This is a genomic window from Nonomuraea sp. CX421 (assembly GCF_059358955.1).
Genome location: NZ_JCADBK010000014.1, coordinates 101423 through 125942 on the forward strand (window position 1 = coordinate 101423; position 24520 = coordinate 125942).

Genomic DNA, 24520 nt, shown 5'->3' on the forward strand with positions numbered 1-24520 from the left:
CGATCGGGTGTGCTAATGACTCGACGCGCCTGCGCGGAGGTGTCCCACGTAGGCATGCTATGCCGGGTGGATCCGCCCACGCGCCTCCTGCTTCCATTCGTGCGTGTCGGGCACCATGCTAGTGCCGCGTTGGTTCGGCCCGCGTTCTTAACGCCCTACCCTCCCGGCGACCATCCCAACGATCGAGTTGACCTCGGGAATGCGCGCCCGATGGGCGACCGCGAGATACAACAGCATGCCCAGCCCACCGCCGACAGCCAAGATGATCAGAGAATTGAGGAAGTCGAGCCCTCCGAAGACCTGCTGGACGGTCCACACCGCGGCCAGTGCCAGCACGGCGGCGGGCAGGGCCGCGAGATACATCCGGGTCAGCGCCATGCCGATCTCCCAGCCGCCCAGCCCCCGCACCCGCCGGGCGGCCAGCCACCAGGCCACCATCGCGCCGAGGGCGTAGGCGACGGCGTAGGCGAAGGCCAGCCCCATCACGGCGTAGCGGGCGGGCAGCAGCTGGAAGAAGACCACCATGAGCACCGCGTTGACCGCGGTCGTGCCCGCGCCGACGAACACCGGCGTGCGGGTGTCGCCGAAGGCGTAGAAGACGCGCAGCAGCAACTGGAAGATCGCGAACGGCACCAGCGCCAGGCCGTACACCTGCAGCACGTTGCCGATGTAGACGGCCGCCTCGACCGAGGTGGCCCCGTGGGCGTAGATCGGCACGGTGATGGCCGGGCCGAGCACCATCAGCAGCAGCGACACCGGCACCATCACCGAGCTGATCAGGCGGACACTCGACCCGAACTCTCCGCGTACGTCGTCCAGCCGCCCCTCGGTCACCCCTCGGCTCATCCGCGGCAGCATGGCGGTGATCACCGAGACGCCGATGACGCCGTAGGGCAGCTGGAAGAGCTGGAAGGCGAAGGTGTAGGGGGTGATGCCGTGGCCGGGGACCGCGTCGCCCGCCGCGCTGGACAGGTTGGTGGTCAGCATGAACCCGAGCTGGGTGATGACCACGTAGCCGATCGTCCAGATGCCCGCCCGGCCCATCTCGCCGAGCCGCGCGTTGCGCAGGTCGAAGCGGGGGACGAAGGAGAACCCGGCCCGCCTGAGCGCGATGATCAGGACGAGCGCCTGCGCCACGATGCCGGCCGTGGTGCCGAGGCCGAGCAGGGCCAGCTGCCCGTTGGTGACCTTGGAGATGTCGCCGCCGGTCGTGCCGGCGATCACCGCGTAGGCCGCCAGCACGCCGATGACCACGAGGTTGTTGACGACGGGCGCCCACATCGGAGCCGCGAAGCGGTCCCGGGTGTTGAGGATGGCGCCCGCGACCGCTCCGATGCCGAAGAAGGCGAGCTGCGGCAGAATGAACCTGGCCAGTGCCACCGCCACCTCGAACTTACGGGTGCCGGGCTCCCAGTCGGTGGTGTAGAGGTCGATGAGCAGCGGCGCCGCCAGCACCGCCAGCGCCGCGACCAGGATCAGCGCGACCGTGGTGATCGTCATGAGCCGTTGCTCGTACGCCCGGCCGCCGTCGGGGTCGTGCTGCTGCGCTCGTACGATCATCGGCACCACGACGCTGCTCAGCACGCCGAGCAGCAGCAGGTCGAGGATGCTGTAGGGGATCGCGTACGCCGCGTTGTAGGCGTCGCCCATCGCCATGGTGCCGATCGCGTAGGCGAGCACCATGGTCCGGACGAAGCCGGTGACCCTGGACACCATCGTGCCCGCGGCCATGATGGCGCTGGCCCGCAGCAAGCGGCTCATACGGTCTCACTTTCCCGTGTCCTGGTGGCTCGCTGCAGCCGTCGCTGCGACCTGCGCCTCAGCACCCGGGTCACGACGGCGGCGAACATGACCGTCAGCGCCGCCCCGACGATCACCAGCGCGATCCCGGTGTAGCCGGTGGTGCGGATCGTCAGCTTCACCGGCTTGCCGTACGGCTGGCCGTCGGCGGTCTTGAGCTGGACGTTGACGGTGGCGTCACCACTGCCGCCGCTCATGGTCGCCTTCATCGGGACCTGGAGGGTGCCGCTCTGCCCGTTGCCCCCGATCACCAGCCGTGTGGACGCGCGCTCGTCGATCTGCAGCCGCGCGGGGCTGTTGGAGGTGACCTCGATGTCGACCGTGACCTCGTCCGGCAGGGAGTTCTTGACGCTGATCGGCACCACGCCGTCGGCGCCGGCCAGGGTGCGCGGCCGGTCGGGGTCGGCGCCGGTGATCGAGATCTTGTTCATCCGGCTCTGCACCGCGCTGTCGACGATCTTGGTCATCGCGCGGCCGGCCCGTGACTGGTTGCGCCAGGCGGAGGAGGTCAGCCTGAGCACAGCCGCGTCGAAGTCGGACGGCGGCTTGCCGGTGATGATGCCGGAGGTGAGCTGTGCCCGGCCCGCGACCTCCTTGACCGGGTCGAGGTACTTGGCTCCGAGCTCTTCCTTGCGATCCTGCTCGGTGTAGGTCAGGCCGGCCCGCGGCACCTGGGTCGTGGCCGGCTTGATCGAGCTGAGCGGGGTGAGCGTCAGCCACGGCAGCTTGCCAGCGGTCTTGAGCAGCGAGGAGACGAGCGTGGGGTTGGGGTCCCAGCGCCGCGACGGGGCCATGACCAGCGATCTGGCCTGCGTCTGGCCGGGCTCGGCGGAGATCATCGCCGTCTCGGCGACGAACCGCTGCCTGCTGAGCGCCACCGAGCCGGAGACGCTGGAGTCGGGCTCCAACATGCGGCTCAGGCCCGCGTCGGCGATGAGCGCGGTGACGGGGCCCGCGACGCTGTCGAGCGTCGTCGCGGCGTCGGGCGTGTGGCTCACGGGCGGCAGGGGCGGCACGTTCGTCGAGTTGAGCAGGACCCTCGTCACGCGGGCGACGCCCGGCTTGCCCACGGAGAGCAGGTCGAGCGCGTCGGGGTCGATCAGGCCGGCGGCCGGCCAGGCGGTGCTCGTCTGCACGTCGGGCTTGAGCAGCTCACGGGCCTTCTGGCCGCCCAGCTCGATCGCCCGGCCCGTCTGGCTGTCGAACCCGCGGTGGGCCAGGGCGGCCACGTCGGGGTCGGCGTAGGGGGTGGCCACCACGGGGGAGTTGGCCAGGGCGGATCGCAGATCGGTGAGCCACTGGGTGGCGCCGCCGTCGGCAGGTTTCTTCTGGAGCCCGTCCTTGGTGCTGAGGGAGTAGGGCTTGGTCATCGCGTGCGCGTCGTCGAGGAGCGCGGGGTCGACGATCCAGGTGACGTTCTTGGACGCTGTCTTGGCGATGCGGGCCAGGTCGGCGAGCCGGCCCTTGCCGGTCAGGGCCGCGCTCAGCTTGTCGTCGGTGAAGGTGGCGTCGTCGGCGCGGTGCGGCTGGTCGATGATCGGCAGGACGACGGCGAGCCGGTTGCGCGGCGGCCTCTGCGGCGTCGCGGGCGCGTACGTGAGCAGCGTGCGTTGCACGCCGAGCGATCGCCAGCCCTGTTGCAGCACCTCGACGGCCACCGGGTAGACGCCGAACGAGCTGAGCTGCAACTGCGCGGGTGTGCGGGTGATCTCCCAGGTGGCCGACGCGCCGGCCTCCAGCGCAGGGAAGTCCATGCTCGACGAGGTGGAGACGTTGCCCGGGAGCGTCGGTGGCGTCTGGTCGGCCAGGTAGGAGTCGATGGCGGCCCGATCGGCCAGCCGCTGCGCCGAGTAGCGCAACTGGACCCGCAGGCCGGGCATGGCGGCGCCGGTGTCGTTGCGGATCGTCCCGCTGATCTTGATCTCGTCGGCGGCGCCGGTGGTGAACTCGGGGGTGATGGACGTGACCGTCAGCTCGAGCCCCTGCCGGGCCGTCATCACCGTCGTCGCGGCAGCGGTGTCCGGCGTCGTCGCGACCAGGGGCGCGAGCAACGTGGTGGACAGGGCGGCGAGCACCGTGACCTTACGGATCACGCGTCCGCCTGGGCTGAAGTACGACGCACGCCCGCAATGGTACGGGTTCAGTGCCGCGACGCGACCGCCACACGTGATCCCCTGGGGCGTGCGACTGCCAGGTCGACGCTCTTGCCGGACAGGAGACTCAGCAGGTCAAGGGCACGCAGGGAGATGGCGGTGTGGCGTTCGCCGGTGGCGGTGAAGATCGGATCCCTGTCCGGCCGGAGACGTTCGTCGATCAGCACCGGCAGCTCGTCGGGCAGCAGCAACGGGCTGACGAGCCCGGCCGCGTAGTCGGTGGCGGAGTTGACCAGGAAGGCGGGCGCCGGCCGCACGTTGCGGGCGCCCAGCAGCCGGCCGAGCACTCCGGGCCGGGGCGGCGCGGCCACCGTGGAGACGACGGCGACGACCTCGTTTCGCACTCTGGTGGCGACCTCGAACACCGTGACGGCCACGCACCTTTCGGGTGGTGCGGAGATCATCTCAGGTAGCTCGTCCGCGTGAGTCATAGGACGCGGAAGGCGTACGATCTCATGATGGACCTGGTGTGCGAGGAGCCAGCGGTGGATCGCGAGGGCGTCCTTCATGAACACGCTCCTTCGTTCCTTGGCCCCCGACGGTCCTCTGACCGACGGTAACCCGGACCTGATGTGGCCCGGGGGATATGTTCCGGAATCGAAGGACCTACCCAGCTTGTCCGAGTCAAATCTGACCGAAATCCAGCAGCGGGCCATGAACGACCTGTTCCGCAAGATCGCCCCCGTGGCCGACGAGCTCGGCCGGCTGTTCGCCGCGCACGGCCATGAGCTGGCCCTTGTCGGCGGCCCGGTGCGCGACATCCTGCTCGGCCGCGTCGGCAACGATCTCGACCTGACCACCGACGCCCGCCCTGAGCGGGTCCTTGAGCTGGTTAGGGACTGGGCCGATTCCGTCTGGACCATCGGCATCGACTTCGGCACGGTCGGCGTCCGCAAGGGCGGCTGGCTGATCGAGATCACCACCTACCGGAGCGAGTCGTACGACCCCAAGTCGCGCAAGCCCGAGGTGATGTACGGCGAGACGCTCGAAGCCGACCTGGAGCGGCGCGACTTCGCCGTCAACGCGATGGCCGTGCGGCTGCCCACGCACGAGTTCGTCGACCCCTACGGCGGGCTGACCGACCTGTCGGCGAAGCTGCTGCGCACCCCCGGCGCCCCCGAGCGGTCCTTCGAGGACGACCCGCTGCGCATGCTGCGCGCGGCGCGGTTCGCCTCACAGCTGGGCTTCGCCGTCGACGCCGCCACGGTCGAGGCGATGACCGCGATGGCCGAGCGCATCGAGATCGTCTCCGCCGAGCGGATCCGCGACGAGCTCGACAAGCTGGTCTGCGGCGGCAACCCCCGCGAGGGGCTGCGCCTGCTGGTGGAGACCGGGCTGGCCGCGCACGTCCTGCCCGAGCTGCCCAGGCTCCGCCTGGAGATCGACGAGCACCACCGCCACAAGGACGTCTACGAGCACACCCTGACCGTGCTCGACCAGGCCATCGCCCAGGAGGAGGACGGCAAGGCCGACCGGATCCTGCGCTGGGCCGCGCTCCTGCACGACATCGGCAAGCCCAAGACGCGGCGGCACGAGGCGGGCGGGCGGGTCTCCTTCCACCACCACGAGGTGGTGGGGGCGCAGCTGACCAAGAAGCGGATGACCGAGCTCAGGTTCCCCAAGGACGTCGTGGCCGACGTCTCGCGGCTGGTGGAGCTCCATCTGCGCTTCCACGGCTACGGCACGGGAGAGTGGACCGACAGCGCGGTGCGCCGCTACGTCCGCGACGCCGGCCACCTGCTCGACCGCCTGCACAAGCTGACCAGGGCCGACTGCACCACCCGCAACAAGCGCAAGGCTTCCACTCTGTCGCGCACTTACGACCAACTGGAGGAGCGCATCGCCCGGCTGGCCGACGAGGAGGAGCTGGCCAAGATCCGACCGGAGCTCGACGGCAACGAGATCCAGCGCGTCCTCGGCGTCGGGCCGGGGCCGGTCGTCGGGCAGGCGTATAAGTTCCTGCTGGAGCTCCGCCTGGACAAAGGGGTCATCGGCACGGAGGCGGCCACCGAGGCGCTGCTGGAATGGGCCCGCGACAAGGGCCTCACGACCGGCCCGGCGTGACGGGCCGGACCGTCAGCGTGACGCGGGCTCGGTGGTAGAGCTGACCATCCGGTAGACGGCGGCCACCACCGGGTAGCCGATCGCGATGATCGCCACCGCCAGGTAGGACTTGCCGTTGGCCGGCAGGATCGCCGCCGCGAGCGCCGCCGCGAGCACGTACATGCCGTTGAAGAGCATGTCGTAGATGGAGAAGGCACGTCCCAGGTAGGCGTCCTCGACGTCGCGCTGCACGGTGGTGTCGGCGCAGATCTTCACGCTCTGCCCGGCCAGGCCCAGCACGAACCCGGCCGCCGGCAGCCCCCACGTCTGGAACGGCAGCACCAGCGCCGCCGTGAGCACCCCCGCGGCGGTCAGCGCGATGGGCACCCACCGCTCGATGGTGAACCGCTCGGTCGCCCATGGTGTGACGATCACCGCGAAGAAGGAGCCGACGCCGGCGGCGGCCACCACCAGGCCGCTCCCGCGCAGCGCCGCGTCGGGGTCGCCGTCGGTGAAGTAGTAGCGGTAGAGGATGATGCCGAGCGCGGTCGCCATGCCGAAGAGGAACCGGTGCGCGGCCATCGCGCCCATCGTGGCCGCGGCGACGCGGTGGCGGCCCAGGTGGCGGACACCGTCGACGAGACCGACCAGCACGTTGCGCAGCGCCTCGCGGGCCTGTGGCCGGTCGGGGTCGTAGGACGGGCCCAGCAGCGAGCGGTCCATCGTACGGGCGATCAGGGCGCTGAGCCCGAACACCACACCCGAGGTGGTGAGCAGCAGAGCGGTGCCCGCGTTGCCCCCACCGAACACCTCGCGCAGCAGGAACCCCACTCCCGCGCCGACGAACGTCAGCACCGTGCCCGAGGTGGGTGTCACCGCGTTGGCCGCCATCAGCCGGTCGGGCGGCACCACATGGGGCAGCGAGGCGCCGAGCGCGGCCAGGAAGAACCGGTTGACGGCGAGGACGCCCAGCGCCGCGATGTAGAACACCGGATCGGGCACGCCGGACACGACCAGGACGGCCGCGCCGATCAGCAGCACACCGCGCGCCAGCGGCGCGAGCACCAGGATCTGCCGCCGCGACCAGCGGTCGATGAACACCCCGACGAACGGCCCGAGGATGCTGTAGGGCAGCAGCAGCACGGCCAGCCCCGTCGCCACCGCCAGGGCCGTGGTCTGCTTCTCGGGGCTGAAGAAGGCGAACCCCAAGACGGCGAACTGAAAGATGCCGTCGGAGAACTGGGACACCAGACGGGTGCCGAACAGTCGCCGGAAGTCTCGGCCTCTCAGGACCACGCGTAGATCGGCGACAAAGGACACCCAGTCAGCCTAGCCCCGTGCCTCGGTCCGTGGCGCGTGAGAGGTTGGCGCCGCAGGTCCGCGATCGGGTCCGGATCACGCTCATGATCACGTACGCTTCATAGCGTGACGACTGACGAACTCGTGGTGCTGGTCGACGGTCAGGGCCACGCGATCGGCACCGCCTCCAAGACCGCGGTGCACGGCGAGCGGACCCCGCTCCATCTCGCGTTCTCCAGCTATGTCTTCGACCACGACGGCCGGGTGCTGCTCACCAGGCGGGCGGCCCACAAGCTCACCTGGCCAGGCGTCTGGACCAACAGCTGCTGCGGCCATCCGCTGCCCGGCGAGAGCCTTGAGCACGCGGTCGGCCGCCGGCTCTCCTACGAGCTCGGCCTGACCGTCGAGCGGGTCGACCTGATGCTTCCCGGCTTCGCCTACCGCGCGGTCATGGGCAACGGCATCGTCGAGCACGAGCTGTGCCCGGTCTACCGGGTGACGGTCAGCACCCCGGCCACGCCCAACCCCGACGAGGTGGGCGAGATCCTCTGGATGCCCTGGGCCGAGTTCGTGGCGGGTGTCCGGAGCGACCTGCTCGCCATCTCGCCGTGGTGCAAGGAGCAGATCCCCCTGTTGGCCGATCTCGGCCCCGACCCCCTGCGCTGGCCACGGGCCTCGGCCGACGACCTTCCTCCGGCAGCCCGCGCCGCCCGCGAGACCCCGTGACGCGTCCGGCGCCGCGGGAGGCGGCGCCGGGGGAGCGTGGAGACGGTGGAGCCGGCGGTCAGCGCTCGACCTCGCCGCGGATGAACTTCTCCACGTAGTCACGGGCCTCGTCGTCGGAGTGCTGCACCGGCGGAGACTTCATGAAGTAGGAGGAGGCGCTCAGGATCGGGCCGGCGATGCCCCGGTCGAGGGCGATCTTGGCGGCGCGGACCGCGTCGATGATGATGCCGGCCGAGTTGGGAGAGTCCCACACCTCGAGCTTGTACTCCAGGTTGAGCGGGGTGTCGCCGAACGAGCGGCCCTCCAGGCGGACGTAGGCCCACTTGCGGTCGTCGAGCCACGGCACGTGGTCGGACGGGCCGATGTGCACGTCGGCCTTGCCCATCTCGTGCGGGATCTGCGAGGTGACCGACTGCGTCTTGGAGATCTTCTTGGACTGGAGGCGCTTGCGCTCCAGCATGTTCATGAAGTCCATGTTGCCGCCGAAGTTGAGCTGGTAGGTGCGCAGCAGCTCGACCCCGCGGTCCTCGAACAACTTGGCCAGGACGCGGTGCGTGATGGTGGCGCCGACCTGCGACTTGATGTCGTCGCCGATGATCGGCACGCCGGCCTCGGTGAACTTCTCGGCCCACTCGGGGTCGGAGGCGATGAACACCGGCAGCGCGTTGACGAACGCCACCTTGGCGTCGAGGGCGCACTGAGCGTAGAAGCGGTCGGCCTCCTCGGACCCCACCGGCAGGTAGGAGACCAGGACGTCGACCCGGTTGTCGCGGAGCACCCGCACCACGTCGACGGGCGCTTCGTCGGACTCCTCGATGATCTCCGAGTAGTACTCGCCAAGCCCGTCGAAGGTATGGCCACGCTGGACGGTCACCCCCGTCGGGGGCACATCAGTGATCTTGATGGTGTTGTTCTCGCTGGCGACGATCGCCTCGGACAGGTCGCGGCCGACCTTCTTGGCGTCCACGTCGAAGGCGGCGACGAACTCGACGTCGCCCACGTGGTAGTCGCCGAACTTCACGTGCATCAGGCCCGGCACCCGGATGTCCGGGTCGGCGTCCTTGTAATAGTGAACGCCCTGGACCAGCGACGCCGCGCAGTTGCCGACACCGACAATGGCCACGCGAACCGAACCCATCGCACTCGCTCCCTTACTCATCAGTTGACGTGGTATCCCTCACGGGCTCTTGCGAGGCCCGTCTCTCTGTCGCGATCAGCTCGTTCAGCCAGCGCACCTCGCGCTCGACCGATTCGAGACCGTGACGCTGCAGCTCGAGCGTGTAGCTGTCGAGGCGCTCCCTCGTGCGGGCCAGGGCCGTGCGCACGCTGTCGAGTCGTTCCTCCAGCCGGCTGCGGCGGCCTTCGAGGATGCGCAGGCGCACCTCGGCCTCCGTGTGCCGGAAGAAGGCGAAGTGAACACCGAAGCTCTCGTCCTCCCAGGCGGAGGGCCCGGCCTGGGTGAGGAGATCCTGGAGGCGTTCCTTGCCTTCGGCGGTCAGTTTGTAGACGATCTTCGATCGCCCTCCCACGATGGTGGCGGGAGCCGGCTGATCTTCGGCGATGAGGCCCTGCTCCAGTAGCGATCGCAGACATGGGTACAGCGATCCGTAGGAGAAGGCGCGGAACATGCCCAGCAGCGCGTTGAGTCGTTTGCGCAGCTCGTAGCCGTGAAGGGGGGTCTCGTGGAGCGACCCGAGGACTGCCAACTCGAGCACTCTGCCCTGTCCGCCGGCCACGCTGATCCGCCCCCTCTCGCGTCGATGTATCGAGCCGATACATCCCGAGGATACGTCGGATCGCTATATGGCCGCAATCAACGACTTTGCCAAGTGGTTGGGATGAATTGGTAAAAAGCCGTAGTCTGGCGCTCATGTGGTCACAGCGAAGGGTGGTGGATTACGGCCTTGCGAAGAAGGCGGTGGTCCGCTCCGTGCGTGCCGGGCGCTCGTCGCCCGTGGACGTCTGTGACGCACAGCCCTACCTCCTCCGTACGGCGCGCCACTTAGGCGAACCGACCGAACGCCTCTGCCCGGTGTGCGAGAGGGAGAACGTCACCAACGTGACCTATGTCTATGGGGATTCCCTGGGACGACTTGCCGGTCAGGCAAAGGTCATGTCAGAACTCGTGGAGATGGCCCATGATTACGACGAGTTCCGGGTGTACGTCGTCGAGGTCTGCCAAGGTTGTTCCTGGAACCACCTGACGGTCTCGTTCGTCCTCGGCAACGGGCCGCCGGACCTCGTCGGCAAGCCGTAGAAGACCGAGGGCGGCGAGGTGTCTCACGCCCATCCGCCGTGCTATCCGACGACGATGCGAGGACGTGTGAGTAACAGCATGAACGAGGGGACGGGCCGCCCGGGGAGGCGCCGTCGCTCCAACTCATCCCGTTCCGTTCCCCAGGGGTCCACGCCGCAAACCGGCGACTCCGGCTGGGGCGCCGCCGAACCTCCACGCCGTCCGGAAGCCGCCTACGAGCAGACCGGTACGATGTCGGCGCAGCCGTACGAGCCGGGACCGCGTCCTGGGCCGCGCACGCCGGAACCTTACAATCCGGGCCCGCACCAGCCGGGCAGGCGCGAGCCGGCGCCCCAGCAGGCACCCCACCAATCGCCCCAGCATGCGCCCCGCGAGGTCGCCCCGCGCACCCCCGGCCCGCGCGGGCAGGCGTCGCGCGGAGAGACCGAGACGCGCGGCCGGGCCAACCAGGAGACCATGGTCAGCGACGGCCCGCGCCGAGCGCGAGGTCGCGGCGGTGGCGGGGGCAGCGGCCCTCAGGGGCCGGCCGGACCGGGTAAGCCCGAGGGAGACAAGCCCCGCTGGCGCAGGTTCATCCCCAACTGGAAGATCGTCATGGCCGGCTTCGCGGTGCTCGCCGCCGGCCTCTTCGGCATGATCGCCGTGGCCTACGCCAACATGCCGGTGCCCACGCAGGACCAGGTCCAGGAGGGCGTCGACGACCAGGGCAGCGTCATCTACGACGAGAACAAGAAGGTGCTGGCCCGGCTCGGCGTCAAGCGCGTCCCGGTGACCTACGACCAGGTGCCGCGCGCGGTCCAGGACGCCGTCATCGCCGCCGAGAACAGCTCGTTCCGTGACGACGCCGGCATCTCGTTCTCCGGCATGATGCGCTCGCTCTGGAGCACCGCCTCCGGCCAGCAGGTGCAGGGCGCCTCGACCATCACCCAGCAGATGGCCCGCAACTACTACGACGGCCTCTCCCAGGAGCGGTCCGTGCAGCGAAAGCTCAAGGAGATCTTCGTCGCGGTCAAGCTGAACAAGCAGCTCAGCAAGGAGAAGATCCTCGAGCAGTACCTCAACACGATCTACTTCGGCCGGGGCGCCTACGGCATCGGCGCGGCGGCCGACGCCTTCTTCGGCAAGAAGGTCGAGAAGCTGACGCCCGAGCAGGGCGCCTACCTGGCCGGCCGCATCCAGAACCCCGACGCCTTCGACCGCGCCGAGCTGGCCGGCAAGATGGGCGACACCGAGTTCCGCTACAACTACGTGATCAAGCAGATGGCCCTGCTCGACCCCACCGCCTACGGCGCGCTGCCGGCCAAGTCGCCGAAGTCGCCCAAGCGGATCACGTACAAGACGAAGGACTACTTCAAGGGCCTGGCCGGCTACGAGGTCGAGGCGGTGCTCAACGAGCTGAAGGCCCGCGGGATCAGCAGGGAGGACGTCGAGAAGGGTGGATACAAGATCTACTCGACGTTCAACAAGGAGCTCATGCAGGCCGCCAAGAACGCGGTGAACAAGCACACCGCGGGTCTGCCCGGCGAGATCAACGCGACGCTCGCGGCCGTCGACCCGACCAACGGCCGGGTCCGCGCCTTCTACGGCGGCGACGACTACGAGAAGGACCAGTGGAACGACGCCTTCCTCTCGCAGAAGCAGGCGGCCTCCGCGTTCAAGCCGTACGTGCTCGCCGCCTGGCTCGACGCCGGCTACAGCCTGAACAGCTACGTGCCGACCAAGGGCCCGGTCAAGCTGCCCGGCACCACCGACATCAACAACGACCACGCGATGAAGGCGTCGGCCGTCGACGTCGTCTCCGCCACGGCCCAGTCGGTCAACACCGCCTACGCGAAGATGGGGGAGAAGGTCGGGCTGGACAAGGTCATCGACATCGCCTCCAAGGCCGGGCTCAACGAGGGCCGGCTGAAGGACGCCGAGTCCCGTCACCACTACCTGATCACCATCGGCAGTAGCCAGGTGACGGCCGTCGAGCAGGCGGGCGGCTACTCGATCTTCGCCAACGGCGGCAAGCACTACCCCAGTCACGTCGTCATCCAGGTGCGCGACAAGAAGAACCAGGTCGTGTTCAACGAGAAGAAGACGCCGGTCAGGGTCATCTCGGAGGACGCCGCGGCCGACGCCGTCACCGCGCTGGAGGCCGTGGTCAAGCAGGGCACCGGCCGTAACGCCGCGCTGTACGACCGTCCGGTGGCCGGCAAGACCGGGACGAACAACGAGAACAAGGAAGCCTGGTTCGTCGGCTTCACCCCGCAGCTGTCGACCGCCGTCGGCATGTTCCGCCAGGAGTGCCGGACCAAGGCCGGCCGGGTCGTCCAGCCGGTCCACGACAACTGCCCGGTGACGAGGGGCAAGAGCAAGAAGTACAACGCCCAGAACCCGTACAGCAAGCCGTACGAGGTGCCGCTGGGCAGCGGTTTCCAGGGTGCCACCTACCCGGCGGCGATCTGGAAGTCCTTCATGACCGAGGCCATGAAGGGGCAGAAGGTCGAGCAGTTCCCGCCGCGGGCCGACACCGGCATCGCCGAGAACCTCGCGCCCAAGCCCGTCCCCACGCCCACGGCCACCAAGGACCCGTTCCCCGAACAGGATCCCGACGAGGTCTGCGGCGAGATAGGTCTCTGCGACGACGACCAGATCGTCTCGATCGACCCCAACCAGAACGACGGCGTGCCGCAGGACGAGCCCACCATCATCGGGCAGGGGCAGGGCTCGATGCCCGCGCGGCCGGGACCGATGCCCGTCAGACGCGAGAACCAGTGAAGACGGAGGAGCGTCCGCCGCTGAGCGAGCGGCTCGCCTCGCGCCTGCCTCCAGGGCTGACCACCGCCCTGGAGCGGGCGCGCCCCCTCGTCACGCGCGCCCTTGATCGGGTGCGCGCCTTCGTCACGCCGGCACTCCCGTACCTCCCCCTGGCGCTGTTCGGGATCCTGGGGGCGACGCTCGCCTACATCGTCCGGCTACCGTGCCGGACCGGCGGCTGGAACGACCAGGTCTCGACCTACACGAACTTCTGCTACACCGACATCTATCCGCTCTACTTCGACCGGCAGCTGGCGACGGAGAACCCTTACTTCGCCGACGTGCCGTTCGACAAGCACGTCGAGTATCCGGTGGTGCTCGGCGAGGTCATGCAGGCGTTCAGCTGGCTGGTACGCCGGCTGGAGCCCGACCATGTCGCCCAGGCGGTCCGGTTCTACGACATCACCGTCATCTTCCTCGGGATCTCCCTGGTGGCCGGCGTCGTGCTGATGGCCGTGGTGGCCGGACGCGCCCGGCGCTGGGACGCCCTGTGGTACGCGCTCGCGCCCTCGGTGATCCTGGCCGCCTACATCAACTGGGACCTGGTCGCGGGCGCGCTGTCGATGGGCATGCTGCTGGCCTGGGCGCGCAAGCGGCAGGTGCTGGCCGGCGTGCTGCTCGGCCTGGCGATCGCGACGAAGTTCTACCCGCTGATGTTCGTCGGGGCGCTCTTCCTGCTGACGCTGCGGACCGCGCGCTGGCGACCGTTCCTCGTCACGATGGCCGCGACCGTGGGCACCTGGCTCGTGGTCAACGTGCCGTTCATGGTGCTGGCCTGGGACGGCTGGCGCAGGTTCTACGTGTTCTCGCAGGAGCGCGGCGTCGACTGGGGCTCGCCCTGGCTGTACTTCCAGCACAAGGGCTGGCCCGTTCTCGGCGAGGCCGACGTCAGCGTGCTGGGCACGGTCTCGCTGGCCATTCTCTGCCTGGGCATCGCGATCCTCACGCTGGCCGCGCCGCGCAGGCCCCGGCTGGCGCAGATCTGCTTCCTGGCGCTGGCCGCGTTCATGATGACGAACAAGGTCTGGTCGCCGCAGTTCGTGCTCTGGCTGGTGCCGTTCGCGGTGCTCGCCCGGCCCAACTGGAAACCGATCGCGCTCTGGCAGCTCGCCGAGGTGTGGTACTTCTTCGCGATCTGGCTCTACCTGCTCTCCCAGCCGCCGGTCAGCCGCGACGACCTGGGCATCGGCGACGACACCTACTTCACTGCCGTCTGGGGGCGCGTCATCACGATCGCGATCATGATGGCGTTCGTCGTGCGTGACATCCTCCGTCCGGACAGGGACGTGGTACGGCAGGCCGACGTGGACGACCAGGTGGGTGGCGTGTTCGACGATGCCCCCGACCGGTTCACGCTGGCCGCCTCGCCTCGATGATCACGCGTTCCGCCGATCGCGACGCGCTGCTGCTCTGGCTGAGCTCGCGGGCCGGGCTGCTCACGGCGACGCTGCTCGGCGTCACGTTCGCCGATTACCTGGGCAAGTGGCGGCAGTGGGACGCCGGGCTCTTCATCACGATCGCCCAGCACGGCTACGACGGCGACCCCGACCGGCCGCCCGACCCGGGACTGCCCGCGTTCTTCCCCGGGTTACCCATGGTGCTGCGCCTGGTCCACCTCGTCGTGCCCGACTGGACGGCCGCCGGCATGATCGTCTCGCTGGTGGCCGGAGCGGTGGCCGTGATGGCGCTGGCCCGGCTGGCCGAGCACGAGGGCGCCTCGGGCTGGATCGCGGTGCTGGCGCTGCTGGTGTTCCCGACCGCGGTGTTCCTGGCCGTGGGCTACAGCGAGTCGCTGTTCCTGGCGTTCGCGATCCCCGCCTGGCTGGCCGCTCGCCAGGGCCGCTGGCCGCTCGCCGCCGCCCTCGCCGCGGGCGCCTCCTGCGTCCGCATCACCGGCCTGTTCCTGGCGGTCGCCCTGGTCGTGGAGTTCGTCACCGGCAAGGGCGGCGTGCGCCGGGCGCCCTGGCTGCTGGTGCCGTTCCTGCCGCTGGTGGCCTACTCCGCCTTCCACTACTCCCGTTCGGGAGACTGGCTGGCCTGGAAGCACGCCCAGGAGGACGGCTGGGGCCGGCAGATGGTCTGGCCGTGGGAGTCGTGGACCACCACCTGGAACGCGGCCATGGGCACGGACGACTTCGCGGTGGCCTTCCGGATGGAGATCGCCGGGGCCGTGCTGTCCGTCGCGGTGCTCGTCTGGCTGGCGGTCGCGCGCCGGTGGAGCGAACTGGTCTACACCGGGCTCCAGGCGGGCGCGCTGATGACCTCGGCGTTCTACCTGTCGATCCCGCGCTCGCTGTTGCTGTGGTTTCCGCTCTGGCTGGCGATGGCGCGGCTGGCCGCCAGGAGGCCGTGGGTGATCGTGGTGTACGCCATGGTGTCGGGACCGCTCATGGTGCTGAACACGGTCCGGTTCATGACCGGCGCCTGGGCAGGATGATCTTCGTACCCACTTTGTGGGCACGGTAATCCAGGGAAGTTATCCACAGGCTGTGTGTATTCCCTGGAGAATCTTTCCTAGAGGTTCTTCCGCAGGAAGGCGATGTCCTCGGCCTGGCCCTCGGCCGGCGTCTCGACGACGATCGGCGCTCCGGCCGCCCGGCACACCGCGAGGATCAGCTCCGGGTCGATGGAGCCGGCGCCCAGGTTGGCGTGACGGTCGGCGCCCGAGTCGAAGGCGTCGCGCGAGTCGTTGCAGTGCACCAGATCGATCCGCCCGGTGATGGCCTTGACCCGGTCGACCAGGCCGACCAGCTCCTCGCCGCCCGCGTGGGCGTGGCAGGTGTCGAGGCAGAAGCCCACGTCGAACCCGTCGAGCGCGTCCCAGAGCCGGGCGATGCGCTCCAGCTTGCGGGCCATCGCGTTGCCGCCGCCCGCGGTGTTCTCGATCAGCACGGGGATCGGGCACTCCAGCCGCTCGAACACCTTGCGCCAGTTGTCGAAGCCGACCTGCGGGTCGTCGCTCTTGTTGACGTGGCCCCCGTGCACGATCAGGCCCTTGGCGCCGAGGCCGGCGGCCGCCTCCAGGTGCTGGGCGAGCAGCTTGCGGCTGGGAATGCGGATCCGGTTGTTGGTCGTGGCCACGTTGATCAGATAGGGGGCGTGGATGTAGACGTCGACGCCCTCCACCGGCTTGGCCGGGAGCACGGGCTTGTCGTAGCCCTGCGGGTCGCCGAGGAAGAACTGCACCACCTCCGCCCCTACTTCGGCGGCGTGGGCCGCGGGATCGTCCTGAGAGACGTGAGCTCCGATGCGCACCATGCCACCGAGCCTATCCGGAACGGCTCTCCCGTTTGATCGACCTGCGGCGGGGCAGTTGCGGTGCACCCCCTACGCGAGGAGAACGATATGGCCCGCTGGCGCTGGCGTTCGTTAATCATCTTGATCTGGGTCGTGATCGGCATCTACGTGGCCTGGGTGTACGACTACATCACGCCCGGCATCCTCAGGGACGTCGCGGAGGCTCTGCTGGCGATCTTCCTCTGGTTCCTGGTCCTGCTCGGCGTGGACCTGCACATCGGCGGATGACCCAGATATGCGGATGACCTATATATAAGGACAGTTCGTCATGGACGCCGTACGACGACGGCCCCGGAAAGCCGGGGCCGTCTCCTCATGGCAGATAACCGCCGCGGGCGATGCCGAGCGCGAGGCCGACGAACGACGCGACCAGGCCGATGATGTTGAGGGACCGCTGCGCCGTGGTCGCCGAGACGTACTGCGAGTAGAAGCCCGTCCCGAACCCGAACGTGCCGACCCACGAAGCGATCACGTGGCTGGACATGACCAGCGCCGCGACCAAGGCCACGACCCCGCACACGAGCGTGGTCACCGCGAGAGTGTTCTCGACCGGATGGGCCCGGCCGTCGCTGTTGAGTGTGAGCTTGAACCGGTCGCTCTCCGATGATGGTTGCAGGATGTGCGGCACGGCTATCACCCCCCATGGGTTTGCCCTATGCCTTCCCACCCAGGAGTGGCTGGTAACCTGGGCAGGCTGCGTTGTGATGGGTGACCCGTCACGGCCGGGCGTCGAAAGGGGCGCCCGGGTCAACACGTCAGCGTCCTCCTGTCACGGCAGAGTGTCGTGACCGCAAGAGTCCAGAGGAGGTTGGAGTCCCGCATGCGTCGTTACGAAGTAATGGTCATCCTGGACCCTTCGCTCGATGAGCGCACTGTCGCGCCGTCCCTCGACCAGTTCCTCACCGTGGTCCGCAACGACGGTGGCACTGTGGAGAAGGTCGACGTCTGGGGCCGTCGGCGTCTCGCCTACGACATTGACAAGAAGTCTGAGGGCATCTACGCCGTCATCGACATGTCCGCGGAGCCCGCGACGGTCAAGGAGCTCGACCGCCAGATGAACCTCAACGAGGGCATTCTGCGCACCAAGGTGCTCCGCCCCGACGTGCACTAAGCAGCTCGTTGCCCGGCTTTTTGTCGGGCGGCAGCCGTACTCTGAGCCGTAACCCGAAAGCGAAGGCGTGCAGGAAGGCGAGCGCTAGCCATGGCAGCAGGCGACACCGTAATCACTATCGTCGGCAACCTTGTCGACGACCCGGAGCTGCGCTTCACCCCGACGGGTCAAGCGGTGGCTCGATTCCGCATCGCGTCCACTCCGCGGTTCATGGATCGCCAGACCAACGAGTGGAAGGACGGCGAGAGCCTCTTCCTGACCTGCAACGTGTGGCGGCAGGCGGCCGAGAACGCCGCCGAGAGCCTCCAGCGTGGCATGAGGGTCATCGTGCAGGGGCGGCTCAAGCAGAGGTCTTACGAGACCAAGGAAGGCGAGAAGCGCACGGTCTACGAGGTCGAGGTCGACGAGGTCGGCCCGTCCCTGCGCAACGCGACCGCCAAGGTCAACCGCACCACCCGTCAGGGGGGCGGCGGTGGCGGCTTCGGCGGCGGCCCCGCCGACGACCCGTGGGCCTCCGCCAGTCCCGCTCCGCCGCAGGGTGGCGGCGGTTTCGGTGGCGGTGGCGGCGGCGGCTACCAGGGCGGTGGCCAGGGTGGCGGCCAGCAGTCGGGCGGCTTCGGCGGCGGCAACGACTTCAGCGACGAACCGCCTTTCTAGATCCATTCACCAGTCCGAGACCATTCCCGCCCTGACGGCGGGGCTCTGAAAGGAGCACCACGATGGCCAAGCCGGCACTGCGCAAGCCCAAGAAGAAGGTTTGCCTGTTCTGCCACGACAAGATCTCCTACGTCGACTACAAGGACACGGCGCTGCTGCGGAAGTTCATCTCCGACCGCGGCAAGATCCGTGCGCGCCGGGTGACGGGCAACTGCACCCAGCACCAGCGCGACGTGGCGACCGCGATCAAGAACGCCCGTGAGGTGGCTCTGCTGCCCTACACGAGCACCGCGCGCTAAGGAGGCCTGTCGATATGAAGCTCATCCTCACCAACGAGGTCTCCGGCCTCGGCACCCCTGGTGACGTCGTCGAGGTCAAGGACGGCTACGGCCGCAACTACCTCATCCCGCGGGGCTACGCCATGCGCTGGACCCGTGGCGCGGAGAAGCAGATCGAGTCCATCAAGAAGGCTCGTGACGCTCGCGAGATCCGTGACCTCGGCACCGCCAAGGAGGTCGCGGGCCAGCTCGGCGCCCTGCGCGTCCGGCTGACGACCCGCGCGGGCGACTCCGGCCGCCTGTTCGGCTCGATCACCACGGGCGACATCGCCGACGCCGTCAAGGCCGCCGGTGGCCCGATCCTCGACCGCCGTCGCATCGAGATCGTCAACCCGATCAAGAGCGTCGGCTCCCACAAGGTCAGCGTCAAGCTGCACCCCGAGGTCTCGGCGTCCGTCGACGTCGAGGTCGTCGCCGGCTGACACTCCGGCGCCAGCCCGGTCCTCTCCCTCATCTCAGGGAGGGGGCCGTTGCTTTTGTGGGGGCTTGGGGTGACATGGGTGCGGTGTCCGGCATGACCGCAGGTAGGGCGGTATGTCGATATCGCCGCAGCGTACAATCATCCTCGTTCTCCCCGCGTTCTTCCCCTGGAGGCCAGCCATGGTCCGTCCCTCGATGCTGCTCGCGATCGGCGCGCTGGCGGCAGCGGTCGTCGCGTGCGCGCCCGCCGACGAGCCGGCGAGCACGGCGAGCACGGCCGCTCCGGCCGACTCCACCGGCGCCGCCACCGCCTGCACCAAGGACCAGCTCAAGCTCGTCAACGCGGGCAAGCTCACCATCGCCACCGACAAGCCCGCCTACGAGCCGTGGTTCAAGGACGACGACCCGAGCAACGGCCAGGGCTTCGAGAGCGCGGTGGCGTTCGCCCTGGCGGGAGAGCTCGGCTTCGACCGCGACGAGGTGCAGTGGAGCACGGTCAAGTTCGACTCGGCCTTCGCTCCGGGCGCCAAGCAGTTCGACTTCGACATCAACCAGGTCTCGATCACCCCTGACCGCGCCAAGGTGGTCGACTTCAGCAACGGCTACTACACGGTCAAGCAGGCGATCGTGGCGATCGACGGCAGCAAGTTCGCCGGCGCGAAGAGCCTGGCCGAGCTCAAGGACGCCAAGATCGGGGTCCAGGTCGGCACCACCTCGCTCGACGCCGTCCGCAACGTGATCAAGCCCGCTGACGACCCCAACGTCTACAACGATCAGATCGACGCCATCACCGCGCTCAAGAACGACCAGGTCGAGGCGCTGGTCGTCGACCTGCCGACCGCGTTCTACGTCACGGCCGCCCAGGTGGAGAAGTCCAAGATCGTGGGCCAGTTCAGCTCCACGGGCGACGCTCCCGAGGAGTTCGGCGTGGTCATGGAGAAGGGCAGCCCGCTCAAGTCCTGCGTGGACAAGGCGGTCGACGCCCTCAAGTCCAAGGGCGAGCTGGCCAAGATCGAGCAGGAGTGGCTCGGCTCGGCGGCGGGCGCGCCGGAGCTGACGTGACCCGTCCCTCCGCCGCCTGGTGAGTGACATGACCACCGACCCGGTCTGGGTCAAAAGCGAACGCCAGCAGGAGCGCGAGCGGGTCCGCAGGTCGCGGGCCCGCCGCTCGGCGTCCATCGCCACGGCCTCCACGATCGTGTTCCTCGCGCTGGTCGTGTGGATCGTCACCAACTCACCCGGCTGGCCCCGCGTTCAGGCGTCGTTCTTCAGCGCCGACGCGTTCGTCGAGGCACTGCCCGACGTGCTCGACGGCTTCCTGCTGAACATCAAGATCTTCCTGATCGCCGAGCCGCTCATCCTCGTCGTCGGCCTGCTCGTGGCGCTGGCCAGAGGGATCAGGACTCCGGCGTTCTTCCCGATCCGGGCACTGGCGACGCTCTACACCGACGTCTTCCGCGGGGTGCCGACGCTGCTGGTGATCTTTCTCGTCGGGTTCGGGCTGCCCGCCCTGAAGCTACAGGGCATCCCGAACGACCTGGTCACGCTCGGCGTCATCGCGCTGACGCTCTCCTACGGCGCGTACGTGGCCGAGGTCCTCCGGGCGGGCATCGACTCCGTCCATCCCAGCCAGCTCGCGGCGGCCCGCTCCCTCGGGCTGAGCCACGGCAAGGCCATGCGGTTCGTGGTGCTGCCCCAGGCCGTCCGCCGGGTCGGGCCACCCCTGCTCAACGACTTCGTCTCGCTGCAGAAGGACACCGCGCTCGTCGCCACCCTCGGGCTGCCGGAGGCGCTGCGGCAGGCGCAGATCTACGCCTCCGGCAAGTTCAACTACACCTCCTACCTGGTGGCGGCGCTGCTGTTCGTGCTGCTGACGATCCCCATGGCCAGGTTCACCGACCACCTCGCCGAGCGCACCCGAAGGAGGCGCGGCGCATGAGTCTGCTGACCGTCGAGGGCGTGTGGAAGAGCTTCCACGGCCGCCCCGTGCTGCGCGGCGTCGACCTGGAGGTGAGTCCGCACGAGGTGGTCAGCCTGATCGGCTCCTCCGGCTCGGGCAAGTCCACGCTGCTGCGTTGTGTCAACCTGCTGGAGACCGTAGACGACGGCGCCATCCTGCTCGACGGCGACGAGATCACCGACCCACGGGCCGACGTCGACGACGTGCGCAAGCGGATCGGCATCGTGTTCCAGGCGTTCAACCTCTTCCCGCACATGACCGTGCTCGACAACGTCACGCTGGCCCCCCGCCAGGTGCACCGGGTCGCCAGGGACCGGGCCGAGGAGGAGGCACATGACCTGCTGGCCAAGTTCGGGCTGGCCGAGAAGGCTCGCGCCTACCCCGACCAGCTCTCCGGCGGCCAGCAGCAGCGGGTGGCCATCATCCGGGCACTGGCCACCCGGCCCAGGTTGATGCTGCTCGACGAGGTCACCTCCGCGCTCGACCCCGAGCTCGTCGTCGAGGTGCTGGGCGTCATCAGGGAGCTCAAGCAGTCGGGCATGACGATGATCCTGACGACCCATGAGATGGGCCTGTGCCGCGACGTCTCCGACACCGTGTGCTTCCTCGACGGCGGCGTCCTGCTGGAGAAGGGGCCCCCGGAGAAGATCTTCGGCGATCCCGACCATGCCCGCACCAGAAAGTTCCTGCGCAGCGTGCTCGAAGCCGGCCGGTCCTAACGCCGGTGCCGGCCCCGCCCCGAGGCCACCGGCTCGCGCTGCGGTGCCAGCAGGCTGTGCGTACGCCCGTACACGAGGTAGGCGATCAGGCCGAAGGCCATCCACAGGCCGAACCACAGCCAGGTGAGCACCTCCAGGTTGACCATCAGCCAGAGGGTCGCGAACAGCGACAGAGCGGGCAGCAGCGGTGACAGCGGCACCCGGAAGCCGCGCTCCAGATGCGGCATCCGGCGCCGCATCACGATCACGCCCGCCGCCACGAACAGGAACGCGAACAGCGTCCCCATGACCACGAGCTGCTGCAGCGTGAACACGGGCACGAACTCTGCCAGCAGGATCGCCACCAGCCCGATCAGCAGGGTCACCCGCGAGGGCGTGTGGTACTTGCGGCTGATCGTGGCCAGCCCACGCGGGATCAGGCCGTCGCGGGCCATCGAGAACAGCACCCGGGTCTGCCCCACGATCATGACCAGGATCACCGTGGTCAGGCCCAGCACCGCGCCGATGTCGATGATGTGCACCATCCAGTCGACCCCGGCCACCCGGAACGCCCCCGACAGCGGCGCGTCCAGCGAGATGCTCGTGTACGGCACCATGCCCACCATGACCACGGCCACGGCGATGTAGATGATCGTGGCGATGACCAGGCTGCGGATCATGCCCTTCGGCACCGCCTGCGGCGCGTTGACGGTCTCCTCGGCGGCGGTGGCGACGATGTCGAAGCCCACGTACGCGAACGCGATGGCGGGGGCGGCCGCGAAGATGCCGAACCAGCCGAACGCCTGGCCCTGGCCCACGAACAGGCTGAGCACGGTCGTGGACGGCGTCGTCAGCGGCTGGGGATCGACGTACAGGTCACCGAAGTTGGCCGCCTCGACGTGTAACGCGCCCACGACGATGACGGCGCCGATGGCGAGCAGCTTGGCCGTCACCATCACCCACAGCGCTCGCAGCCCGATCCGCGCGCTCAGCGCCACGACGGCGGTGAGCAGCCCCAGGATCAGCAGCACCAGCAGGCTGGCCACCAGATCGTGCTGGGGCAGGCGGATGCCGAAGTTGGTGATGGCGCCGATCGCGAGCTCGGCCCAGGCCTTGGCCACCACGGCCGCGGCCAGCTGCAGCTCCAGGATCAGCGCGCAGCCGATGACCCACGCCCACACCTCGCCGAAGATGACGTAGGTGAACGTGTAGGCGCTGCCGGACGTCGGCATCGTGGACGACAGCTCGGCGTAGCACAGGCAGGCGAGCAGGCACGCGATGCCCGCGATCATGAAGGACAGGACCACTCCGGGGCCGGCGGTGGTCGCGGCCTGCCGGCCCGCGATGCTGAAGATGCCGGCGCCGATCATCACGCCGAGCCCGAGCACGACGAGGTCGGCCGGGCGGTAAAGTTCGGCCAGGCTGTGGCGGGCGCCGGTGCGCAGCCCGGTCGCCTCGCTGGGCGGAAGACGTCGGAAGATAGTGGACAAAAGCACACCCCGCTCGTGTAGCTCGCCCACAGTGCCTCACCCCATGTGCAACAGCAAGCACAGGACGGTTACGCCCCGGTTACCAGCCAGGCAGTGCCCGTGGCCCGGCGGCCCAGCGTGATCAGACGTGCGATCATCCACACCCCGAGCGCGCACCAAAGAGCAACGATGCCGAAATCCGCCGCGAAGAGGGCGGCCGGCAGATACGCCGCCGTCGTCCACACGCCGGCCCACGCGAGGTAGCGCTGGTCTCCGGCGCCGATCAGCACCCCGTCGAGCACGAACACCACGCCGCAGATCGGCTGGAACAGTGCCACCGGCCAGAGGACGGCCAGCAACTGCTCGGCGACCTGCGGGTCGGCGTCGAACAGGCCGGGCAGCACCGGCCTGGCCACCAGGACCAGCACGCCGAGCACCACTCCCGACCAGACGCCCCACCACACCATGCGCCGGGTCGCCTCCCGGGTCGCCGCCGGGTCGCCCGCTCCGAGCGTGCGGCCGGTGATGGCCTGGCCGGCGATGGCGATCGCGTCCAGTGCGAAGGCGAGCAGGGTCCACACCTGGGTGGCGATGGCGTACGCGGCCAGCTCGGCCTGGCCCATCCTGGTGGCCAGCACGGTCGCCACGACCAGCACGACGCGCAGGCACACGGTGCGGATGAGCAGGGCGAACCCGGCCGTGCCCGCCTGCCTGACGCCGATCAGGCTGGGCCGGAGCGAGGTGCCCAGCCTTCGGGCGCCCCTGACCACCACGACCAGGTAGACGGCCGCTCCCAGTGTCTGGGCGAGCACGGTCCCCCAGGCCGACCCGGCGATGCCCCAGTGCAGCCCGAGCACGAACCACGCGTTCAGCGCCGCGTTGAGCGCGAACGACCCCCCCGCGACGGCCAGTGGCGTCACCGTGTCCTGCAGTCCGCGCAGCACGCCGGTGCCCGCCAGCACGACCAGCAGGGACGGCGCGCCGATCAGGCTGATGCGCAGGTACGTCACGGCCTGCTCGGCCTGTTCGGCGCCGGCCCCGAACAGGTCGACGATGGCCGGGGCGAGCGGCCAGCCGACGGCGACGAGCGCGACGCCGATGGCCAGCGCCAGCCAGATGCCGTCCAGGCCGCTGCGCATGGCCCGCTCGTGGTTGCCCGCCCCGGTCTGCCGCGCCACGGACGCCGTCGTACCGTAGGCGAGGAAGACGCAGAGGTTGACCATCGTCGCCAGGATCGTGCCGGCCACGCCCAGCGCCCCCACCGCCGAGGTGCCGAGGCCGTGGCCCACGATGGCGTAGTCGGCGAGCAGGAACAACGGCTCGGCGACCAGCGCGCCGAAGGCGGGCACGGCCAGTCGCAGGATCTCCCGATCCCGGCGTGTAATGGGCATTTCGCTATTATGCCCATTACCGGACATGACGGGCCAACTTTCTTTCCTCCACAGCCGGTGGATAACGTTTCCGCAGGTCAAAGATGGTCTAGTGGATAA

The 24520-nt window shown here is 69.0% G+C and carries 24 protein-coding genes; 14 read left to right on the plus strand and 10 right to left on the minus strand.

Going from position 1 to position 24520, the window contains the following annotated elements; translation table 11 throughout:
* Window positions 1-147: 147 nt before the first annotated feature.
* The 3 genes from murJ to AC5L3X_RS24375 are packed head-to-tail and all read right to left on the minus strand — an operon-like array spanning window position 148 to window position 4714.
* Window positions 148-1761: a murein biosynthesis integral membrane protein MurJ gene (murJ, locus tag AC5L3X_RS24365; RefSeq protein ID WP_494859836.1), complete on the minus strand. Its 1614-nt coding sequence runs from the start codon at window positions 1759-1761 to the stop codon at window positions 148-150.
* Complete coding sequence (locus AC5L3X_RS24370; protein ID WP_494859838.1) at window positions 1758-3893, minus strand: DUF6049 family protein; 2136 nt, start codon at window positions 3891-3893, stop codon at window positions 1758-1760. Before AC5L3X_RS24370 ends, murJ begins: the two co-directional genes overlap by 4 nt.
* A 47-nt stretch (window positions 3894-3940) precedes the next feature.
* Entirely contained in the window at window positions 3941-4714 is a 774-nt protein-coding gene (locus tag AC5L3X_RS24375; protein ID WP_494859839.1) for an aminoacyl-tRNA deacylase, read from the minus strand.
* On the opposite strand from AC5L3X_RS24375, the gene AC5L3X_RS24380 reads away from it, so the two are divergent.
* Window positions 4608-6017, plus strand: coding sequence for a CCA tRNA nucleotidyltransferase (locus tag AC5L3X_RS24380; RefSeq protein WP_494859841.1), 1410 nt, complete (start codon window positions 4608-4610; stop codon window positions 6015-6017). The genes AC5L3X_RS24375 and AC5L3X_RS24380 overlap by 107 nt on opposite strands.
* Window positions 6018-6029: 12 nt before the next feature.
* Here AC5L3X_RS24380 and AC5L3X_RS24385 read toward each other — a convergent pair whose 3' ends face one another.
* A complete protein-coding gene (locus AC5L3X_RS24385) occupies window positions 6030-7316 on the minus strand; it encodes an MFS transporter (protein ID WP_494859843.1) in 1287 nt (428 codons plus the stop codon).
* A 105-nt stretch (window positions 7317-7421) separates the two neighbouring features.
* Between AC5L3X_RS24385 and idi the strand changes: the two genes are divergently transcribed.
* A complete protein-coding gene (idi, locus tag AC5L3X_RS24390; protein WP_494859845.1) occupies window positions 7422-8021 on the plus strand; it encodes an isopentenyl-diphosphate Delta-isomerase in 600 nt (199 codons plus the stop codon).
* Window positions 8022-8079: 58 nt separating this feature from the next.
* Here the strand turns inward: idi and AC5L3X_RS24395 are convergent, their stop codons facing one another.
* Both AC5L3X_RS24395 and AC5L3X_RS24400 read right to left on the minus strand, forming a co-directional pair.
* Window positions 8080-9159 (minus strand): inositol-3-phosphate synthase, encoded by a 1080-nt coding sequence (locus tag AC5L3X_RS24395; protein WP_189122393.1) that lies wholly within the window; start codon window positions 9157-9159, stop codon window positions 8080-8082.
* A gap of 13 nt (window positions 9160-9172) precedes the next feature.
* On the minus strand, window positions 9173-9757 hold the full coding sequence (locus AC5L3X_RS24400) for a PadR family transcriptional regulator (RefSeq protein WP_494859846.1): 585 nt from the start codon (window positions 9755-9757) through the stop codon (window positions 9173-9175).
* A 134-nt stretch (window positions 9758-9891) separates the two neighbouring features.
* Here AC5L3X_RS24400 and AC5L3X_RS24405 point away from each other — a divergent pair, with 134 nt between their 5' ends.
* From AC5L3X_RS24405 to AC5L3X_RS24420, 4 genes are all read left to right on the plus strand, one after another.
* Window positions 9892-10278 (plus strand): DUF5318 family protein, encoded by a 387-nt coding sequence (locus AC5L3X_RS24405; RefSeq protein WP_189122391.1) that lies wholly within the window; start codon window positions 9892-9894, stop codon window positions 10276-10278.
* A 231-nt stretch (window positions 10279-10509) separates the two neighbouring features.
* The gene (locus tag AC5L3X_RS24410) at window positions 10510-13041 is read left to right on the plus strand and encodes a transglycosylase domain-containing protein (protein ID WP_494859848.1); all 2532 of its coding nucleotides are present in this window, start codon (window positions 10510-10512) and stop codon (window positions 13039-13041) included.
* Entirely contained in the window at window positions 13038-14456 is a 1419-nt protein-coding gene (locus tag AC5L3X_RS24415; RefSeq protein ID WP_494859849.1) for a glycosyltransferase family 87 protein, read from the plus strand. The genes AC5L3X_RS24410 and AC5L3X_RS24415 overlap by 4 nt, the downstream gene beginning before the upstream one ends.
* Window positions 14453-15517, plus strand: coding sequence for a mannosyltransferase family protein (locus AC5L3X_RS24420; RefSeq protein WP_494859851.1), 1065 nt, complete (start codon window positions 14453-14455; stop codon window positions 15515-15517). The genes AC5L3X_RS24415 and AC5L3X_RS24420 overlap by 4 nt, the downstream gene beginning before the upstream one ends.
* Window positions 15518-15594: 77 nt before the next feature.
* On the opposite strand, the gene AC5L3X_RS24425 is transcribed toward AC5L3X_RS24420, so the two are convergent.
* On the minus strand, window positions 15595-16338 hold the full coding sequence (locus AC5L3X_RS24425) for a deoxyribonuclease IV (protein WP_494859853.1): 744 nt from the start codon (window positions 16336-16338) through the stop codon (window positions 15595-15597).
* A 120-nt stretch (window positions 16339-16458) separates the two neighbouring features.
* On the opposite strand from AC5L3X_RS24425, the gene AC5L3X_RS24430 reads away from it, so the two are divergent.
* Window positions 16459-16605 (plus strand): hypothetical protein, encoded by a 147-nt coding sequence (locus AC5L3X_RS24430; protein WP_225262086.1) that lies wholly within the window; start codon window positions 16459-16461, stop codon window positions 16603-16605.
* A gap of 85 nt (window positions 16606-16690) precedes the next feature.
* Here the strand turns inward: AC5L3X_RS24430 and AC5L3X_RS24435 are convergent, their stop codons facing one another.
* Window positions 16691-17005 carry a hypothetical protein gene (locus AC5L3X_RS24435; RefSeq protein ID WP_225262084.1) on the minus strand — a complete coding sequence of 105 codons (315 nt, stop codon included), beginning with the start codon at window positions 17003-17005 and terminating at the stop codon, window positions 16691-16693.
* Window positions 17006-17197: 192 nt separating this feature from the next.
* Here AC5L3X_RS24435 and rpsF point away from each other — a divergent pair, with 192 nt between their 5' ends.
* The 7 genes from rpsF (at window position 17198) to AC5L3X_RS24470 (ending at window position 21582) form a co-directional block, all read left to right on the plus strand.
* Window positions 17198-17488 (plus strand): 30S ribosomal protein S6, encoded by a 291-nt coding sequence (gene rpsF / locus AC5L3X_RS24440; protein WP_189122386.1) that lies wholly within the window; start codon window positions 17198-17200, stop codon window positions 17486-17488.
* A 90-nt stretch (window positions 17489-17578) separates the two neighbouring features.
* Window positions 17579-18145, plus strand: a complete 567-nt coding sequence (locus AC5L3X_RS24445; protein WP_189122385.1) for a single-stranded DNA-binding protein — start codon at window positions 17579-17581, stop codon at window positions 18143-18145.
* A 62-nt stretch (window positions 18146-18207) separates the two neighbouring features.
* Window positions 18208-18444, plus strand: coding sequence for a 30S ribosomal protein S18 (gene rpsR / locus AC5L3X_RS24450; protein WP_020543048.1), 237 nt, complete (start codon window positions 18208-18210; stop codon window positions 18442-18444).
* Between the two features lie 14 nt (window positions 18445-18458).
* Window positions 18459-18905, plus strand: coding sequence for a 50S ribosomal protein L9 (gene rplI / locus AC5L3X_RS24455; RefSeq protein ID WP_189122384.1), 447 nt, complete (start codon window positions 18459-18461; stop codon window positions 18903-18905).
* 178 nt (window positions 18906-19083) lie between these two features.
* The gene (locus tag AC5L3X_RS24460) at window positions 19084-19965 is read left to right on the plus strand and encodes an ABC transporter substrate-binding protein (protein ID WP_494859856.1); all 882 of its coding nucleotides are present in this window, start codon (window positions 19084-19086) and stop codon (window positions 19963-19965) included.
* 28 nt (window positions 19966-19993) lie between these two features.
* Window positions 19994-20842, plus strand: coding sequence for an amino acid ABC transporter permease (locus AC5L3X_RS24465; RefSeq protein ID WP_494859857.1), 849 nt, complete (start codon window positions 19994-19996; stop codon window positions 20840-20842).
* Entirely contained in the window at window positions 20839-21582 is a 744-nt protein-coding gene (locus AC5L3X_RS24470; RefSeq protein ID WP_494859858.1) for an amino acid ABC transporter ATP-binding protein, read from the plus strand. Before AC5L3X_RS24465 ends, AC5L3X_RS24470 begins: the two co-directional genes overlap by 4 nt.
* On the opposite strand, the gene AC5L3X_RS24475 is transcribed toward AC5L3X_RS24470, so the two are convergent.
* Together AC5L3X_RS24475 and AC5L3X_RS24480 are read right to left on the minus strand one after the other, a co-directional pair.
* Window positions 21579-23051 carry an APC family permease gene (locus AC5L3X_RS24475; RefSeq protein ID WP_189122380.1) on the minus strand — a complete coding sequence of 491 codons (1473 nt, stop codon included), beginning with the start codon at window positions 23049-23051 and terminating at the stop codon, window positions 21579-21581. The two genes, AC5L3X_RS24470 and AC5L3X_RS24475, sit on opposite strands and share 4 nt — an antisense overlap.
* A gap of 68 nt (window positions 23052-23119) precedes the next feature.
* Window positions 23120-24421 carry an MATE family efflux transporter gene (locus AC5L3X_RS24480; RefSeq protein ID WP_494859859.1) on the minus strand — a complete coding sequence of 434 codons (1302 nt, stop codon included), beginning with the start codon at window positions 24419-24421 and terminating at the stop codon, window positions 23120-23122.
* Window positions 24422-24520 lie beyond the last annotated feature (99 nt).